Below are 18,925 nucleotides of genomic sequence, written 5' to 3'. Positions count from 1 at the left end.
ACTAAAGCTGTAGTCACACTTTCAATTTAGCTATACTATGTCGTTAGCCTTAAAACTGCTGACGGGAATATTAATATTTAGTTTCCCCTTCCAGGTTTTTGGGTGGGACTGGCAAACAAGAGTAACGGTAGTAGTAAAGGATCAGCCCCTGGAGGCGGTATGTGGATTACTGGAAAAAGAATATGGTATTCATTTTTCATATAGCAGGGAACTTGTCAACTTGTCCCGGAAGGTTACGTTAACCGCCCACCAACAACGTCTTAAAAAATTACTGGACGAATTGTTTTCTCCCGATGATATCCGGTTCACCCGTGTGGGGGACCAGATCATATTGTCGCCCGCGCAACGCAGCAGCCGTACTATCAGTGGTTATATTAAAGATGCCGTTAGTGGTGAAAGCCTGATTGGCGCCACGGTTTATTCTCCTGCGCTCAAACAGGGCACTACTGCCAATCAATATGGTTTTTATAGTTTAACCACGGTGAAAGATACCAACAGCCTGTTGATTTCCTACATAGGCTACAAGCCTTATCTGCAGAAGGTAACGGCTAAGGGCAACCAGATGATTAACGTTCACCTGCAGCCGCTTGGCAGTTTAAAAGAAGTAGTGATCAGCGCGAAGGAAGGGAGCAAGCTGCAGGAGCAAACGCAGATGAGCAGGGTAAACCTGAGCACCTCCGATTTGCAGGCGATGCCACGACTGCTCGGCGAAGTGGATGTAATGCGCGCTTTGCAGTCGCTCCCGGGCGTAAGTGGCGGCCCGGACGGCGCCGGTGGTTTGTATGTAAGAGGTGGCGGTCCTGATCAGAACCTCGTGCTGATAGATGGTACCCCGGTGTTTAATTTCTCTCACTTCTTCGGTGTATACTCTATGCTGAATGCCAATGTGGTAAAAACAACGGACCTGTATAAAGGCGCTTTCCCGGCGCGTTTTGGCGGCAGGATATCTTCCGTGGTAGATATTGCAATGAAAGAAGGAGATATGAAAGCCTTTCACGGAGATGCCTCCCTCGGCTTCATTGCGGCTAAGTTTAATATCGAAGGACCGATTGTAAAAGACAAAACATCCTTTATGTTTTCTGCCCGCCGGTCTTATCCGGATCTCTTGATCAATGCAGCATTACAGGCAGAGAAGACATTGGGTGATGATGGCGATTTCAAGGCATTCTTTTTTGATGTCAATGCAAAAGTGAATCATATATTTTCTCCTAAAGACCGGCTCTTTTTAAGTTTTTATAAGGGAGAAGATAACCTGTTGCTGAAACAGACAACAGACGATACTTCCCGCATCATCAATTCGTCGAAATATATCGGTGAAAGCCTCCGCTTCCGGCTGGGCTGGGGCAATACTATCGGGGCTATACGATGGAACCACATCTACAGCCCCAAACTGTTTTCCAATGTAACCCTGAACTATTCTCAATACGAATTTTTCACAGAGATCGAACATAAATATAAGCTGGCGGCTTCCGGTGAAAAGTCGGATGTATACGGACGATACAACTCCGTAATGGAGAATAATGGCGGCAGGATAGATTTTGACTACCGCCCGGATCCCCGCCACTCCGTTCGCTTTGGCGCTATCACTACCGTGCATAAGTTCAAGCCCGGCTACTCCACTTTCGAAGACAGGGACAGCCATGTAATACCGCTGGATACGATTGATGCATCGATGAAAGTAACCGGTTATGAATTGTCATTGTATGCGGAAGATGACTGGCAGATCCGGCCTGATTTTTTTGCCAATATAGGCATGCACGCGTCTGCATTTTTGGTGGAAGGCCGCTTTTATTATTCCCTGCAACCCCGGCTGGGACTGCGTTATCTATTGCCCCGCAACTGGGCTGTGAAGGCGGCTTTCACACATATGACGCAGTATATTCACCTCTTGTCCGGCGATGGCGCCACGTTGCCTACAGATATATGGGTGCCTTCCACACAACATGTGGCGCCTATGTTTTCACGGCAGTTAGCGGCCGGCATAGCTAAAACTACCGCCAACCTGAAGTATGAATTTTCACTGGAAGGATATTTCAAATCCATGCACAACGTGATTGAAACCAGGGAAACCAATGGTATTATTACCCCCGCCACCACGCGGTGGGATGAAAACGTAACGGTGGGTAAAGGCTGGAGCTATGGTGCGGAATTAATGATGCAGAAGAAAAAAGGCAGCACCACGGGATGGGTGGGTTATACCCTGGCCTGGTCTACCCGCCGCTTCCCCGATGTGAATAACGGGGAGATTTATCCTTATAAATTTGATCACCGGCATGATATTGAACTGGTGCTGGTACAGCAACTGGGGAAACAATGGGAACTTTCTGCCTCCTGGCATTTTAACAGTGGTACGCCGTTTACTTTGCCGGTATCCACTTATGCGGCAACAGAGGGCGCTTCACCCTGGGAGCCCGGTACCGGGAATACCAGTATCGATCGTTTCGACAACCGGAATAATTACCGGGGCTCGGCTGTTCACCGGCTGGATGTAGGGGTTACCTGGAGTAAGCAGAAAAAGCACTGGACACGGAGCTGGAACCTGAGTGTGTTTAATGCCTACAACCGGAAGAATCCTTATTTCTATTTTATCAGTGGAGATGCTGCCGGACAGAAACGGTACCTGTCGAAAGTAAGCATTCTGCCTATATTGCCCAGTATTACTTATTCAGTTAAGTTTTAAAGAGATGTGTATGAAATATTTTTTCGTAGGTGCGATCGGGTTATCCATGCTATTGAGTGCATGTGAAAAAAGGGAAGAGATCAAGTTGCCTTATGAAGGCGATAAAATAGTGGTGAACACACTGATACAACCGGATAGCGTTATCTATATCCGGGTAACGCGCAGCGTGCCTTCCAATGTATACAACGATGCCGGGTATAACGACATCCCCGGCGCCACCGTAACGCTTACAGCAAACGAGGCATCGGTATTGCCGTTGCAGGTACAAACAATTAAAGGACTCTCCTATTATGTTTCCAGTCAGAAAGCCATACTCGGGCAGCAATACAAAGTGGCCGTATCCGCGGCGGGATTGCAGGCAGTAACGGGTACGGATACACTGCCGCCGGCGCCGTTGGTGTCTAAGCCAGGTGCGCAGCGCGGCAGCAGCCGGGTACAGTTTACACTACAGGACCTGCCCGCCTCCGCCGATTATTACCGGATCCGTATTTATATGACGGATGCCGCCACCGGGCTGGGCGCCTTCCTGCTTTTCAGGCTGGATCCCGCCTTTAATAATAACATGGTTGAATACTTTTCCAAAGGCAATTACAACAGCCTGATCATGAACGATGAACGCTTTAACGGTAAACCGGTAAACTTCGTTTTACAAACAGCGGATCCCATCATGAACGCCGGTGAAATAACGGTAGAAGTAAGCGCACTGACCAACAACACCTACCGGTACTTTAGTACCCTGGCGGCACAAAGAGACGCCGGAACGACCCTGGGCTCCCATGTAAGGGTGTTTACCAATGTTACAAATGGCTACGGCATTGTTGGCGGTATCAATACCAGGAAGATGATAGTTAAGATACCGTAATTTTCTTTTGCCGGCTTACCGGCTGACGCGATATAACATAGATAAATAAGATAATATCACAGTTAAAACGTCGCGGCTTAAAGAAACGGCCATGCTTTAAGCCGTTTTACCTCCCTATATTAATACTTCGCTATATTTTTGTTACCCCGTTTTTTATCTTAAAAACCTGCTCTATTTTTAGGATATATATTTTTATATGCCTGAACAATTCCCCGTTGATCTTATTCAGCGGCTACGTACTGGTGATTTTAAGCTATTTGAGCTGATTTTCAATACTTACTGGGAAGAACTGTATGCCTACGCAGCAAAGGTTACGGGTAGTGAAGAGGATGCACGTGATATCATACAGGACTTGTTCGCCAGTATCTGGGAGCGCCGGCTGCAGCTGGAGCTGCATACCCATATCCGTTACTACCTGTTTAGTGCGGTAAGGAAACAAATCCTGCGTAAGTTCCGCGACGATGGATTAAAAGAAAAACATCTCGAAAAATTTATCACCCATAGTGAGCTACGCTCGGAGCTTACCCTTAATTCCCTGATCCATAAAGATATTCTGAACCAGCTGCAGCATGACCTGCAACACCTGCCGGAAAAAGAAAGACAGGTATTTGAATGGTACCACTTTGATGAACTGAGCATCCGCGAAATAGCCATGATGCATGGTACTGCCGAGCAAACGGTACGTAACCAGCTTGGAAACGCCTACAAGAAAGCCCGCCCACTGCTGAACCGCCTGTTAATGTTCCTCTGATTTTCCTCTCCCGTGTTACCTTAATGTTAAGCCCGGATTCCCGATAGTTAAAAAGGATGGTTTATGCAACTTAGTCATAAACGTCACACCTTGATCCGATCAAAAATAAATGCACTCATCGGTAAATATCTGGATGGCAAAGCTACCCCGGAAGAGGAGCAATTGCTTACCCACTGGCTGGACGCACTGGCGGAAGATGCCCCTCCGGCAACGGGGCAGGATCCCCGCAGCCGGGAACAGCTGCGCCGCAGCATTTTAAAGGTCATAAAGCAACGTGCAGGCCATCCGGCTACCATGTATCCTATATGGAAGAAGATGGCCGCTGCAGCAGCTGTATTGCTGCTGGTGGGCATAGGCAGCTGGTGGATGATGAACCACCGGCCCTCCCAAAAGATCGCCTGGCTGGAACTGCGTACGGCCATCGGGGAAAAGAAAATGCTGTTGTTGCCAGACAGCAGCCGGATCTGGCTGGGAGCTAATGCCGTACTGAAATACCCGGATCATTTTACGGATACCAGGCAGGTGCAGCTGGTATCGGGAGAAGCATTTTTTGATATAGCGCCGGCGCCCGGCCAACCTTTCAGCGTTACCACCGATAGCCTGCAGGTGCAGGTATTGGGCACCTCGTTTCACATCAGGGCCTATCCCCGGCAGCTGCTGGAAATAGGGGTGAGTACCGGGAAAGTGAGCGTTAACAAAGGCGGCCAGGTAATGGGCATCTTAACAGCTAATCAATTACTGCAGGTTAACAGAAATAATTATACTTTCTCTCAGCTGTCTGTATCCTCACCGGATATCAACGGCTGGAAGCAGGATAAAATAGTGTTCGATAATATGCCCGTTATGGATGCACTGCTATTACTGGAGAATTATTATCCGGTGAAATTCCACGTTAAAAGGGCAATTGACAGGCAAATTAGCGGATCGCTCAATATGCACTTAACGATTGCGCAGATCATAAATGTACTGGAAGATCTTACGGATCATCAGCTGAAAATAACACCTGCCGGCGCAGGAAATTATACTATAGATCAATAAATATTTATTCCCTGAACTGAAATTAAAACACCGGTTATGAATGTACGTAGTACTCACTTGCGTACAAGGATTTCTGTGAAACAGATATTTCTTGTAGCGCTTATGCTGTCGCTATGCGGCAGCGTCATGTCCCAGCAAAAAACAGCCATCGTGCAGGAACTGCATATCACAGCAGGCCCGCTTGCAGATGCGTTGAAAATGCTGCAAAAACAAAGCGGCGCCGACATTGTATACGATGCCGCTTTATTAAAGAACCTGACGGTAAAAACACAGGACTTCCGTTCACAGCCTATAGAAGAAGTGCTGCGCACTTTGCTGAAAGGAAGCGGGTTCCAGTTCTCTGCCACGGAAGGCGTGTACATCATTAAAAAAGAAAAGAACAAAACAACCGTAACCGGTAAAGTTACCGATGAAGAAACCGGTGTAGGTTTACCCGGCGTGAGCGTACTGGTAAAAGGAAATACACAGGGCAGCATCACTGATCCAAACGGCGCTTTCTCTTTACAGGCAGACCACACCAGCGACACCCTGTTATTTACTTCCCTCGGATATAAATCTACCCGTTTGGTATTAAACGGGCAGCAACGGGTAGCTATAAAACTGAAATCCGATGCCAGCCTGTTAAGCAGCGTGGTAGTGGTAGGTTATGGTTCCACCACCAAAGGAGATCTTACCGGGGCCGTTTCCCATGTAGGCGCCGAAAACTTTAACAGCGGCGTATTCAGCTCCCCCGAACAGCTGTTACAGGGAAAAGTACCCGGCCTGAACATTACCCGCAGCGGCGATCCAAACGCTACACCGGCGGTGATCCTGCGTGGTCCGTCTACTTTCCGCGATGGGGAAGCACAGCAACCTTTCTATGTAATTGATGGAGTACCCGGCGCCAATATCCAGCTCGTATCTCCTTCAGATATCGTATCAATGGACGTGCTGAAAGATGCGGCATCTACCGCTATTTATGGCGCACGCGCTGCCAACGGCGTAATTATGATCACTACCCGCCGCGCGAAACCCGGTCAAAGCTGGATCAGCTACAACGCCTATGTGGCCAATGAGCGCATCTCCAATTCCATCGACATGATGTCCAGTGAAGAGCTCACGAAATACCTGCAGGACAATGGCAAAAGCATCACACCGGCTTATGATGATAAGGCCAACAACGACTGGCAGAAACTCGTTACCCGCAATGGTTTGTCGCACAGCCATAACATTTCGTTTGGCGGCGGCAATGAGAAAACAGTATTCGACGGAAGTGTGAACTACCTCCAGAATAATGGTATCATGCAATCGTCATCACTGGAACGGCTAAACGTAAGAGCCAACCTGGAGCAACGTGCGTTCAACGACCTGTTGAAGCTGAACCTCTCCATCAGCAACAGCTTAAGCACACAAAACCAGATCCCGGAAGCGGTGTTTATGAACATGCTGAACTATATGCCTACCGTGAATATTTTTAACCCGGATGGTACTTATAAAGAAGATTTCTCGCGTACGCGCAATTACCTGAACCCGGTATCACTCATCAAAAACAACAGCGACCGCACCAAAGACAAGATCATGCTGGGCAATGCCCGTGCTGAGCTAAACCTGTTGCCAGGCTTGCGTTACACACTGAACCTGTCTATGCAGGACGAGCAGATCAACCGGGATATTTATAATAACCGCGCATCCGGTCTTGCACAGGGCGTTAACGGAAGAGCTACCCGCAGCGCCTATACGAATACACGTAAAGTGCTGGAAACCTATTTCAACTACGACGTGCTTTTTGGTAAACACGACCTGCGTTTACTGGCCGGTTACTCCTGGCAGGAAGATCGCCGCGGCGATGGATTCCAGACCTCTAACCAGGGCTTTGTATCTGATGCCACACAAGGCGATAACCTGGGCCTCGGAAGCCCTGATGGCGCCTTCCAACCTAACTTTGGCGCCACCCGCATTCAAACCCTGCGCTTCATCTCCTTTTATGCAAGAGCCAATTACCAGTTTAATGAAAAGTACCTGTTGATGGCTTCCGTAAGAAGAGATGGATCTTCTGCCTTTGGCGCAAATAACCGCTGGGGATATTTCCCGGCTGTATCCGCCGCCTGGAAAATGAATAAGGAAAGCTTCCTCTCCGGCGTATCCTGGATAGAAGATCTTAAACTGCGTGCAGGCTATGGCGTTACCGGTAACTCACTTGGCTTCGATCCGTTGATAGCCACGCTCCGCTACGATATCACCGGTAAATTCTACAACAACGGTAAACTGATCAACGCCATCGGACCGGTACAAAACGATAACCCCAACCTGAAATGGGAACGCACCGGGATGGCTAATATAGGAATGGATTTCACCACATTGAGAGGACGCCTGGGCTTTGCTGTGGACTATTACGACAAACGTACCACCGACCTGATCTACTCTTACAATGTACCCGCTACCCAGTATTTTGTTGGTAACATGCTGGCAAACGTAGGCTCAATGAGCAATAAGGGGATTGAGTTCCAGGTGAACGCAGTACCGGTGAAAACGGCCAGTTTCAACTGGACCACTTCCGCCAATATTGCGCATAATAAAAACCGGGTACTCTCCCTCTCCAACGATATTTTCTCCGTGAAATATATTGAAACCGCAGAACTGGGCGGAAGAGGACAATCAGGTAATAAATCACAGCGGGTGGAAGGCGGATATGCACTGGGTTCTTTCTACCTCTGGCAATACGTGGATAAAAACGCTGCGGGGCTTTCACAATTCCGTGATGCCAAAGGCAATCTCGTTACCGGCCCTACTTCCACCGACCGCGTATACACCGGAGATGCACAGCCAGCGTTTACCTACGGTTGGAGCAACAGCTTTACCTGGCGTAATTTTGATGCCAACATCTTTTTACGTGGCGTATCAGGAAACAAGATACTCAACGCTACGCTGGCTAACCTGAACGCGCCTTATGAAGCCGGTATTATCAACATCCCGCAGTATTCCAAACAGGAGTCGCCAGGTGATGTGAATGCACCTTACATTTCTTCCCGCTACCTGGAAAATGGTTCGTATCTCCGGCTCGATAATGCTACTATTGGCTATACGGTTCCCATGCATAATAAGTATCTCAGGAAACTACGTTTATACGTTTCCGGTAATAACCTGTTCGTCATTACCGATTATTCCGGTATTGATCCGGAAATCAATATGGGCGGACTTACGCCGGGAATTGACAACAGCAATTTTTATCCCAAGACACGTTCTTTCCTCTTTGGTTTAAACGCAACATTCTAAAAACTGACGGTTAAAAATAGCGACATGAAAAATATTTTTATCACAGGAATAGCACTCAGTTTTACTTTACTTTCCGCCTGTACAAAGCTGGATGTAAATGTGGAATCTGAATATGTAAAGGAAAATTTCCCCACTACGCCCGATGGCTTTATCGCCGCATCCGGACCTATTTATACACAACTGAGTGGTGGATACGCCGTAGACTACTGGCGCATGCAGGAACTCTCTACCGATGAAGCCATTATCCCCGCCCGTGGTGGTAACTACGTGGATGGAGGAGTGTATGCGCAGCTGCACAGGCACTCCTGGACAAAAGACCATACCACGGTGAAAAATGTGTGGAGCTGGGCTTTCGGTGGCGTGAATACCTGCAACCGTATTCTCGCGCTTTTTGAAAAGGCGCCCGACAGTGATTCTAAACCGCTGGCAATGGCCGAGGCCCGGGCGATGCGGGCACTGTATTACTTTTACCTGATGGACCTTTATGGTAAAGTGCCCATCATCACTACTTTTGGTAATCCAACACCACCCGAACAATCTACCCGTGAAGAGGTATTTAATTTTATAGAGAAGGAATTGAAAGATGTATTGCCACTGCTGAGAAGGGAAAGAGGACAAGTTACCTATTCCAAACCTACTGCATGGTTTGCTTTTACACTGCTGGAAAAAATGTACCTCAATTCAATGGTATATACAGGCAAACCCCGGTATAATGAGGTGGTGGCAATGGCAGATAGTATCCTGACCGGCAGTAAGTATGTGCTGGATGATAACTACACCAGCATTTTTATGCCGGATAACGGACCCGCTATCATGGAAACCATTTTTGCTATTCCTTATGATGGATATGTGATCAAAGGCAACCAGTTTTCCCGTTTCGGATTACATCCAAACCTGGTCGTAAAATACTCATTGCCTTTCCGTCCAAGTATTGCTATGAGTACCATCGGTTCCTTCTATGATAAATTCAATTTAACAGGAGATGTCCGTAACAATACCTGGCTGGAAGGCCCGCAGTTCAACCCGGACGGCGCGCCTATCATGATCACCACTACTAATAAAGGGCTAAACGATAAGTATACCGGCTCCGAACCTACGAAGGAAATCAAATGGCAGCTCACCTTCTCTAAAACCATGACCTTACGTGTAGATACCACCATGGATATTGGTAATGACGAACTGGCAAAAGCCTCCGGTGTGCGTTCCATTAAGTACTATCCTGATAAAAACACAGAACCTTCTGAGCGGAACTCCAATAATGATGTGCCCGTTTTCAGGCTGGCAGATGTGATGCTCATGAAGGCAGAAGCCATTTTGAGGGGAGCTGCTCCCACAGCGGTAAAAGGAGAATTACAGGATGCCGATGTATTGGTGAATAAGATCCGCACCCGGGCACATGCGCCGCTGGTAAGCGGTATCAACCTCAGCGGCCTGCTGGAAGAACGCGCCCGGGAATTCGCCTGGGAAGCGTGGCGCAGGAATGATATGATCCGTTTTGGTGTATTTGAAAGCGCCTGGGGTTTTAAATCAGATGCAAATATCCTACACCGTATTTACCCTATACCTGTAGATGAAATCACGCTGAATCCAAAGCTGGTGCAGAATCCAGGCTACTAATAACTACAACTGGTAGAAGCTGTTTAAAGCGGTATTTTCCTGCCTCCGGGCAAGGAAATACCGCTTTTTCCCTTTTGCGTAAGTCGTTTTCCTGATCCGAGCATTCACCCCCAATTTCCTGCTGTACTTTTGTGAGATGTAAATAATACCCCGGAGTTATTAGCCATACATAGTCAATACATCCGTTGTTTGCCACCACCATTTTCTAAGGTAAAGAGTGATGAATTAAGTCCTGACAGCGGCCCTGACCGGCCGCTGGAGGCACAAACCCATAGGCCCATGTGTAATTACCAGACATTATACCACGGCGCTGCAGGATATGTGATCCGCTGCCCGCACTGCAAAGGCATTCAGTTAGCTTTTGGTACAACGGTTGTTAACCTTGATATCACCGAATTTGAATGCTTTAAAAAGATGGTCAACCGCCTATCGGATGACCATTACCATACCTCAGAAAATGAGAAGATGATTTGTTTACCCCTGCCGGCCGATCATGTAATGATGTTGGTAACCCCCGCTGAAATAACTGCGCTGGCAAATATAACAGCGGAGGTACAGGCATTGATCGACGCATACGACATCCTGGAAACGTCCTCCGGGTGCGAGTCTGCCGGCTAGTGATGAAAGCCTCCGCCTTCTTTTTGTGAAAGGGGTGTTCTTACAGGATTTTCTTCAAAGTATTTTACAGCGCGCGTATAATCCTGGATCAGCATATCAGCCATATCCCGGCTGAAGCCGTGACGTATCAGCACGCGCTGTACTACAATGTCGTTAGCGCTTCCGGTAAGTGGATAAGATGCAATCTGCCAGCCGCGGGAACGGATTTTATCAGAGATGTCGTACAATGTAAAGCCATGATCGCCCGGCTTCAATGTCCAGCAGGCGCCGGGAAGACCGCCTTTACCATTGTAAAGGATCTCAAAGTGTCCCAGTTTTTCGATAGCCGCTGAAATATATTGCGCGTGATCCAGGCATGCCTGTTGCAACTTCGCATATCCTTCCCTGCCATGCCGCAGCAGGTTATAATATTGCGCTACAATTTGTCCGCCGGGCCTGGAAAAATTTAATGCAAAGGTGGGCATATCTCCACCCAGGTAATCTACCCGGAAAATCAGTTCTTCCGGCAGGTCTTCTTTCTCACGCCATACTACCCACCCCACACCTAATGGACTCAGCCCGTATTTATGGCCGGAGGCATTAATGGATTTCACCCGTGGAATACGGAAGTCCCATACCAGTTCCGGTGAAACAAAGGGGGCAATAAACGCACCGCTGGCGGCATCCACGTGAATAGGAATATCCCAGCCTTTTTCTTTTTGCAGTTTATCCAGTGCCTTTGCTATTTCTGCAACCGGTTCATACATCAGTGTGAAAGTAACGCCAAAGGTAGGCACCACGCCGATAGTGTTTTCATCTGCCAGCTCCAGTACTTTCTCCGGCGTTAAATTATATCTGCCGTGTTCCATACCTACTTCACGCAACTCCACATCAAAGTACCTGGCAAATTTATGCCAGCACACCTGTACTGCGCCGCATATTAAATTGGGTTTATCGGTGGATTTACCGGCCTGCTGTCTTTTTTTACGCCATTGCCATTTCAGCGCCAAACCACCCAGCATAGCCGCTTCGCTGGAGCCCGTAGTACTGCAGCCAATTGTACTGGCGCTTCCCGGTGAATTAAACAGATCAGCGAGGATATGCACACACCTGTTTTCAATTTCAGCCGTCTGCGGATATTCATCTTTATCGATCATATTTTTATCCAGGCATTCATCCATGAGCTTATGCACATATTCATCCAGCCATGTTTGACAGAATGTGGCAAGGTTCATCCTCGAATTGCCATCCAGCATTAATTCATCATGCACCAGGTGATATACGGTGCGCATGTCCTGCGCCTCTTCAGGCATTTTATATTTAGGAATACTTTCTTTACTGTCTGCAGATGCGTATAAACCTAAACGGGAATTTTCATTTTCCTTCTTCTTAATAAATAATGGCATAACAATGTGGGCTTGATTGTTAGAAAATTCGTTTTGAAGTTTAACAACAGGAGCAGCAACTTGTTCATCCATCATCAAAATTGATTTTATCTGAACAAATAGGGAATGACTTGTGTTACCTATTACGATTGAAATTATGACCATATTCTTCTTCTTATAATCCACATATAAATGAGTTGGTTACAGCATACATTCCAGGAATATCCTGAACTGGCCGTTTTCCTTACGTTGTCGGCGGGATTTTTTATAGGTAGCATACGGGTCGGAAAATTTTCGTTAGGATCCGTAACTGGTGTTTTGTTGATGGGAGTAATTGTTGGGCAGATGGATATACAGGTATCTGCCAATGTGAAGTCGGTCTTTTTCCTTATGTTTCTTTTTGCGGTAGGCTATAGTGTTGGACCGCAATTTTTTCGTGGTTTGAAGAAAGATGGATTACCACAGGTATTGTTTGCCGTACTCATGTGCGTGGTTTGCCTGGTGGCGCCCTGGTTGCTGGCACTGGCCTGCGGCTATAACGTAGGACAAGCCGCTGGTTTGATCTCCGGCTCGCAAACTATTTCTGCTACCATGGGTGTAGCTTCAGATACTATTAACCAGTTAAATGTATCTGCAGAACAAAAAGCTGCCTGGATCAACTCCATGCCGGTATGTTATGCAGTAACCTATATTTTCGGAACAGCAGGTTCCGCATGGTTATTATCCAGCATTGCGCCTATGATGCTGGGAGGAATTGAAAAAGTAAGGGCTGCCTGCAAAGAGCTGGAGAAAACAATGGGCGCCGGTGATCCCACGCAGGACCCCGGTATGCGCTCCGCCTTCATCCCCGTTACATTCCGCGCTTATACGATAGATGCGCAATCAACTGCCGCAGGAAAATCTGTAAAACAACTGGAGGCTGAATTGCTGCAACGCAATCACCGCCTGTTTGTGGAACGTATCCGCCAGAAAGATAAGAAGCTCGTGGAAGCCACGCCGGATTATGTAATTAATCCCGGTGATGAAATTGTACTCAGCGGCCGCAGGGAGTTTATTCTCGGAGAAGAACATAGTATCGGTACAGAAATCGTAGACGTGGAGTTGTTGAACTTTCCCGTGGAAAATGTACAGGTATTTGTGATGAATAAGAACGTAGTTGGAAAAACAGTGAAAGCACTACGGGCGATGGATTACATGCATGGTATCCCGGTGCAGAGTATCAGGCGCGCAGGAATAGCTATGCCGGTGTACCCGGAGGCAGTATTGGAAAGAGGGGATCATGTGGAGCTGGTAGGATATAAAAAAAATATGGATAAGGCTGCCAAAGAAATTGGCTACGCGGATATTCCTACCGATAAAACGGATATGATCTTTGTAGGGCTTGGTATTGTGTTGGGTGGCCTCGTAGGCGCCATGAGCATTCATGTGGGCGGGGTGCCGCTCAGTTTGAGTACCAGTGGCGGCGCGCTTATAGCAGGACTGGTATTTGGCTGGTTACGTTCACAGCATCCTGCCTTCGGCAGAATTCCGGAGCCTGCTTTATGGGTGATGAATAATGTGGGTTTAAATACTTTCATCGCAGTGGTGGGGATCACCGCAGGGCCCAGCTTTGTAGCGGGTTTCAAGGAAGTGGGATGGGGACTCTTTTTAGTAGGTATTGCCGCTACCGCTATCCCGTTGTTATCGGGCGTGCTGATGGCCAGGTATATTTTCAAATTCCATCCGGCGCTGATACTTGGTTGCACTGCCGGGGCCAGAACTACCACTGCCGCGCTTTCTGCTATACAGGAGGAAGTACAGAGCAACCTGCCCGCGTTGGGTTATACCATTACATATGCGGTGGGCAATACCCTGCTCATTATCTGGGGCGTGGTGATTGTGCTGCTGATGACCTGACGTTGTGAATAACTATTCATCATAAATGAAATATCCTGTGACAGATACATTTACCCGTTGTTTCCCTTTGTGTTTGCGTTTACCCGTTTGCGTTATAGCTGTATTCACCTGGTCGGTGCAGGTGCATGCACAATCAGATACGGCTGAAAACGGTAAGGGGCTGACCCGTAACCTGATTGAAGGCGGCAAAATGCAGGGGTTTCTTTTTACAGATGTAAAGGGTATCCGGCTACAGTTCAGCGGATATGTACAGGCAGATTTTATCCACGACTTCAGTGAAATAGGTAACATACACGCCATGCAGCCATCTACTATAACCGTTCCCACGGTGAGTGATGGTAACACGGCCTTTACAATCAGACAGTCCCGTTTTGCTTTTACCGCCTTTGGCGCCCCGGACGCTAAAGGACGCGCGCTCAAAGCCGTGCTGGAATTTGATCTGTGGGGTAATTTGTCCGGCGCTCCAAGATTACGCCATGCTTATATCCAACATGGTAAATGGACTTTCGGCCAGTATTGGAGCAACTTTATGGATGGCGACAACTGGCCGAATATCATGGACTACTGGGGCCCCAACTCCTACATATGGACACGCCAGGTACAGCTGCGATTTACACAGGCATTGTCTGAATCAATGATGTTCTCCGTTTCTGCCGAACAACCCGGTGGCGATATTTCCATTCCCTCCACCTGGAGCAGTAAAACCATTTATCCGGATGTAACAGCTGCCTTTCAGAAAACCTTTGGCGTAAAAAACGCCAGCCATGTACGGTTATCCGGCCTGCTGCATCCAATCGATTATAAAAACGGTGACGCAGATACGAAAACAAGCATAGGCGGCGCCTTTAATATCTCCGGAAATATTAACCTCTCTAAAAACGATGATGTGAAATTCCAGTTTGCCTACGGCAGCGGCTATGCGAAATACAGTGAAGACATCAGCGGGCAGGGATACGACGGATACGCTGCCGCCAATGATAAAAGCATCAGCAATATCAGTATGCTGGCTACCTGGCTGTACTTCGATCACTTCTGGACAAAGAGCCTGGGATCTACTATCGGGTATGGTTACCTGCAACTGAATACTCCGGACCTCAATATGCCCGTGGGTACACTGAAAGCAACGCACTACGGTTCTTTTAACACTACTTATTATTTCACTTCCTTCTTTAAAATAGCTGGTGAAGTGTTGTATGGGAAACGGGTAAATACGGATGATACATCCGGTGATGATGTCCGCGCCCAGTTCAGTGCATTCTTCAAATTCTGATCATCTGCATAAAAATAAATACTCATGAAAGTTATCGTTGCGCTTCTCCTGTTGCTCACCCTGAATGTTACCAGCGCTTATTCCCAGAAGCATGCAAAGCCGGTTGATTATAACGCGGTTATTAACGAAGCCTACAACTTATTCAAAAATGAGCAATCGGGTAAGAATGCAGACTATATCCCTTTTCTCGACAGGGCAAATGCAGCAATGTATGGTATTGTGATTGTTACCAAAGAAGGACAGGTATACCAGGTGGGAGAAACTAAATTTGAATTTGGAATTGAATCAGTAGAAAAAGTATTCACCCTGTGTATGGCGATGGAGATTTTTGGCGACAGCGTGATCCTCGAAAAAGTAGGCGCCAGTCAAACCGGGCTGCCTTTTAATTCTGTACCGGCTATTGAGCTGGATGACAAAAAACCATCCAATCCCCTCGTAAATGCCGGCGCAATGGCCACCACCAGCCTGCTTACCAGCCACTTTGGCCACAGCGATGCCTGGGAAAAGGTGGATGCATACTTCGCAAAATTTGCGGGCCGCCAGCTTACTATCCTCGATGAGCTGTATAAATCGGAGGCGGCTAACAACCAGCACAACCAGGCTATTGCTATGTTGCTGAAGTCATACGGTTATATGTATGACGATCCGTTATATGCCTGCGATTTTTATACAAAGCAATGTTCTTATGGCGTAACTACCCGCGATCTGGGCATTATGGCCGGCACACTGGCAAACGGCGGCGTAAATCCCATTACCAAAGAAAGATTGATAAAAGAGGAATATGTACCTAAAGTGCTGGCTATTATGGGGACCACCGGGTTATATGAAACCACGGGAGAATGGATGTTTAAAGTAGGGTTGCCCAGTAAAAGCGGCGTGGGTGGCGGTATTATATCCGTGGTGCCCGGCAGGTATGCCATCGCTGTTTTTTCACCGCCGCTGGATAAAGCAGGCAACAGCGTACGTGCGCAGAAAGCCATCCAGTATATTTCCGGTAAGCTGAATGCCAACATCTACTCCGGTAAATAACCAGCAGCGCCTGAAACGTAATGGTGAACGGTAACGGCATAGCCGTTACCGTTCACCAATTATTTTTTCCGGGTTAATTCGTAAATTCATAAAACAAGTTATCATATTAACATGTTTTAGAGCTATGGATGTAAAGGATTATTATAAGATTCTGGGAGTAGAGAAAACGGCAACAGCTGAACAGATTAAAAAAGCCTACCGTAAACTGGCGGTAAAATATCATCCCGATAAAAATCCCGGTGATAAAGCCGCTGAAGATAAATTTAAAGAGATCAATGAAGCCTATGAAGTGCTGAGTGATGCCGACAAGCGCAAGAAATATGACCAGTTTGGCGAAAACTACAAACATTATGAACAGCACGGAGGCCGGCCGGAAGACTACGACTGGTCGCAGTTTGGTGGTGGGGGCGGACAGCGCCGCACCTACTCTTATGGCAGCGGCGATATGGGTGATATGTTCGGCGGCGGCGAAGGCAACTTCTCCGATTTCTTCGAACAGCTTTTTGGCAGCCGGTTTTCAGGCGCAGGCGGCGGCCGCCGCCAACAGCAGGGACCCGGCAGGGGCCGCGATGTACAGGCAACAATGGATGTATCCCTGGAAGATGCTTATACCGGCGCTACCCGGCAGGTGGAAGTAGGTGGCAGCAGGCTCAATATCAAGCTGAAGCCGGGACTGTATGAGGGCCAGGTGATCCGCCTGAAAGGAAAAGGAAACCCCGGCCGCAAAGGAGGCGAAAACGGCGACCTCCTCATTACCGTGCACCTGGCGCCACATCCGCAATACGAACTGAAAGGAAAAGATATTTATACCGATCTGGCAGTGCCGCTGTATACCGCCGTACTGGGAGGCAAACTAACCGTAAACACACCTGGCGCTTCCCTGAATATGAATATTCCGGCAGGAACAGACAGCGGTAAGGTTTTTCGTTTGAAAGGCAAAGGAATGCCCGCATACGACAACAGCGGAACAGCCGGGGATCTATACATCAAAGCAATTGTACATATACCGGCAAAGCTTTCCGACAAGGAAAAAGAATTGTTTCAGCAACTCTCACAATTAAATGAGGATGGCCATGCTTAAACCTTTGAAAGACCAGGTATGAGAGATATCAACCGGACGGGCATCCTCATAGTGGTAATTATGGGCACCACTATGGCCGGGATAGACTCCAGCATCGTTAATATATCCCTTCCCGTTATGAGCAAGCAGTTTAACTGTACGCTCGACGAAATTGAATGGGTAATTACGGTATACATGCTCAGTTTTTCCGTATTGATGCCACTTACCAACTGGCTGAAAAACAGGATTGGCTTTTTCAATCTTTATGTTGGCGCCATCTCCCTTTTTACGTTAGGGTCTTTAATGTGCGCTTTGTCTACCAGCCTGGATAGCCTGCTTATCGCAAGGGTGGTCCAGGCGCTGGGAGGCGGGGCTATGGCGCCTACCTCTATGGCCATTATCTCTTATGTGTTCCCGGCCAGGGTACGTGGTACCGTGCTGGGATGGTGGGGCCTCGGCAACCTGGTGGGACCTGCTATGGGACCCACACTGGGAGGAATCCTTACTGAAAAGTTTGGCTGGCCTTCTATCTTCTATATCAACATTCCTATCGGCATCATTACAGTAATCCTCGCATTCCGCTACCTGGATGTACTGCGTAAGCAGCCCAAGCTGAAACTGCCTTTTGATCTTACCGGTTTTGTAGCGCTTACCATATTCCTGGTTTGCCTGCAATACGGGGTGGCACGGGCAGAAGTAGTAGGGATCACTTCTCCCGAAATACTGGCTACACTGGGTGTGGCGCTGATCGCATTTGCTGTTTTTATCTGGATAGACAAACATAAAAAAGAGCCTATCATTAACCTGGACCTGTTTGCCAATTATTCTTTTGTGAGTTGTATCCTCGTCACTATTTCGAGGTCGGCGGCGCTGTTTGGCGGACTATTCCTCATGCCGTTCCTGTTGCAGGAGCAAATGGGCTTTTCAGAAGGGATGTCGGGGTTGCTGATCCTTCCAAATTCCGTGTTCATGGCGGCAATGATGCCTTTTGCAGGACGATGGTCGGATAAACACGGCTCCAGGGAAATATCCATGCTGGGCATCGCGTTACTGGCAGTATCCATGTACCTGTTTGCCCTGCTGGATAAAAGCAGTAGTCTTTCCAGCGTGATCATAACCATGACGGTGAGAGGGCTGGGCATGGGTCTTTTACTCGCACCGCTGAATGCCGCCACACTGAGCGCAGTACGCCCCAGCGAAGTAACGATGGCGTCTTCCATCAGTACCCTGATGCAACAGGTGGGCGGAGCTATTGGTATTGCGGTGCTGGCTATTGTTACCCAGGCTGCTTATAATAAACATGTGTTGTTGGGGCTGGAAGGCCATTATGCACACCACCTTGCCCTGAAGCAGGGTTTTCATATTTCCCTGTTTATCCTGCTCATCACCCTGATCCCCGCCTGGTTTCTTCCCCGGCGGAATGTGGCTTTGAAGGATACAGATGCCCACATAGATACCTGACTTTTTTAGTGCATGATTATTGGTGAA

13 protein-coding genes are annotated in these 18,925 nt (G+C 47.9%); 12 read left to right on the top strand and 1 reads right to left on the bottom strand.

Going from position 1 to position 18,925, the window contains the following annotated elements; translation table 11 throughout:
• Positions 1–37: 37 nt before the first annotated feature.
• The 7 genes from B5Z18_RS11855 (at position 38) to B5Z18_RS11825 (ending at position 10,818) form a co-directional block, all read left to right on the top strand.
• The gene (locus B5Z18_RS11855) at positions 38–2,680 is read left to right on the top strand and encodes a TonB-dependent receptor (RefSeq protein ID WP_079469549.1); all 2,643 of its coding nucleotides are present in this window, start codon (positions 38–40) and stop codon (positions 2,678–2,680) included.
• A gap of 10 nt (positions 2,681–2,690) precedes the next feature.
• Complete coding sequence (locus tag B5Z18_RS11850; RefSeq protein ID WP_159454279.1) at positions 2,691–3,542, top strand: DUF4249 domain-containing protein; 852 nt, start codon at positions 2,691–2,693, stop codon at positions 3,540–3,542.
• Positions 3,543–3,738: 196 nt separating this feature from the next.
• On the top strand, positions 3,739–4,293 hold the full coding sequence (locus B5Z18_RS11845) for an RNA polymerase sigma factor (protein WP_079469547.1): 555 nt from the start codon (positions 3,739–3,741) through the stop codon (positions 4,291–4,293).
• Positions 4,294–4,383: 90 nt separating this feature from the next.
• A complete protein-coding gene (locus tag B5Z18_RS11840) occupies positions 4,384–5,331 on the top strand; it encodes a FecR family protein (RefSeq protein ID WP_159454278.1) in 948 nt (315 codons plus the stop codon).
• Between the two features lie 75 nt (positions 5,332–5,406).
• A complete protein-coding gene (locus B5Z18_RS11835; protein ID WP_159454277.1) occupies positions 5,407–8,583 on the top strand; it encodes a SusC/RagA family TonB-linked outer membrane protein in 3,177 nt (1,058 codons plus the stop codon).
• 24 nt (positions 8,584–8,607) lie between these two features.
• Positions 8,608–10,200 carry a RagB/SusD family nutrient uptake outer membrane protein gene (locus B5Z18_RS11830; RefSeq protein WP_079469544.1) on the top strand — a complete coding sequence of 531 codons (1,593 nt, stop codon included), beginning with the start codon at positions 8,608–8,610 and terminating at the stop codon, positions 10,198–10,200.
• Between the two features lie 279 nt (positions 10,201–10,479).
• Positions 10,480–10,818: a DUF6686 family protein gene (locus B5Z18_RS11825; protein ID WP_079469543.1), complete on the top strand. Its 339-nt coding sequence runs from the start codon at positions 10,480–10,482 to the stop codon at positions 10,816–10,818.
• Here the strand turns inward: B5Z18_RS11825 and B5Z18_RS11820 are convergent.
• Entirely contained in the window at positions 10,815–12,203 is a 1,389-nt protein-coding gene (locus B5Z18_RS11820; protein WP_079470060.1) for a glutamate decarboxylase, read from the bottom strand. The genes B5Z18_RS11825 and B5Z18_RS11820 overlap by 4 nt on opposite strands.
• Before the next feature lie 171 nt (positions 12,204–12,374).
• Here B5Z18_RS11820 and aspT point away from each other — a divergent pair, with 171 nt between their 5' ends.
• From aspT to B5Z18_RS11795, 5 genes are all read left to right on the top strand, one after another.
• Positions 12,375–14,078, top strand: a complete 1,704-nt coding sequence (gene aspT, locus B5Z18_RS11815; RefSeq protein WP_079469542.1) for an aspartate-alanine antiporter — start codon at positions 12,375–12,377, stop codon at positions 14,076–14,078.
• 37 nt (positions 14,079–14,115) lie between these two features.
• A complete protein-coding gene (locus B5Z18_RS11810; protein ID WP_143313556.1) occupies positions 14,116–15,348 on the top strand; it encodes a DcaP family trimeric outer membrane transporter in 1,233 nt (410 codons plus the stop codon).
• Between the two features lie 24 nt (positions 15,349–15,372).
• Complete coding sequence (glsA, locus tag B5Z18_RS11805) at positions 15,373–16,377, top strand: glutaminase A (protein WP_079469540.1); 1,005 nt, start codon at positions 15,373–15,375, stop codon at positions 16,375–16,377.
• A 124-nt stretch (positions 16,378–16,501) separates the two neighbouring features.
• Positions 16,502–17,458 (top strand): DnaJ C-terminal domain-containing protein, encoded by a 957-nt coding sequence (locus B5Z18_RS11800; protein WP_079469539.1) that lies wholly within the window; start codon positions 16,502–16,504, stop codon positions 17,456–17,458.
• Positions 17,459–17,476: 18 nt separating this feature from the next.
• The gene (locus B5Z18_RS11795) at positions 17,477–18,898 is read left to right on the top strand and encodes a DHA2 family efflux MFS transporter permease subunit (RefSeq protein WP_079469538.1); all 1,422 of its coding nucleotides are present in this window, start codon (positions 17,477–17,479) and stop codon (positions 18,896–18,898) included.
• Positions 18,899–18,925 lie beyond the last annotated feature (27 nt).

This window comes from Chitinophaga ginsengisegetis, assembly GCF_900168065.1.
Taxonomy (GTDB): domain Bacteria; phylum Bacteroidota; class Bacteroidia; order Chitinophagales; family Chitinophagaceae; genus Chitinophaga; species Chitinophaga ginsengisegetis.
The sequence above is the reverse complement of the archived record's forward strand: the minus strand, read 5'-3'. Positions and strand labels throughout refer to the sequence as shown.

Coding starts and splice junctions, on each gene's coding strand:
- B5Z18_RS11855 (WP_079469549.1), top strand. CDS start 38: ATGTCGTTAGCCTTAAAACTGCTGACGGGAATATTAATATTTAGTTTC.
- B5Z18_RS11850 (WP_159454279.1), top strand. CDS start 2,691: ATGAAATATTTTTTCGTAGGTGCGATCGGGTTATCCATGCTATTGAGT.
- B5Z18_RS11845 (WP_079469547.1), top strand. CDS start 3,739: ATGCCTGAACAATTCCCCGTTGATCTTATTCAGCGGCTACGTACTGGT.
- B5Z18_RS11830 (WP_079469544.1), top strand. CDS start 8,608: ATGAAAAATATTTTTATCACAGGAATAGCACTCAGTTTTACTTTACTT.
- B5Z18_RS11825 (WP_079469543.1), top strand. CDS start 10,480: ATGTGTAATTACCAGACATTATACCACGGCGCTGCAGGATATGTGATC.
- B5Z18_RS11820 (WP_079470060.1), bottom strand. CDS start 12,203: ATGCCATTATTTATTAAGAAGAAGGAAAATGAAAATTCCCGTTTAGGT.
- aspT (WP_079469542.1), top strand. CDS start 12,375: ATGAGTTGGTTACAGCATACATTCCAGGAATATCCTGAACTGGCCGTT.
- glsA (WP_079469540.1), top strand. CDS start 15,373: ATGAAAGTTATCGTTGCGCTTCTCCTGTTGCTCACCCTGAATGTTACC.
- B5Z18_RS11800 (WP_079469539.1), top strand. CDS start 16,502: ATGGATGTAAAGGATTATTATAAGATTCTGGGAGTAGAGAAAACGGCA.
- B5Z18_RS11795 (WP_079469538.1), top strand. CDS start 17,477: ATGAGAGATATCAACCGGACGGGCATCCTCATAGTGGTAATTATGGGC.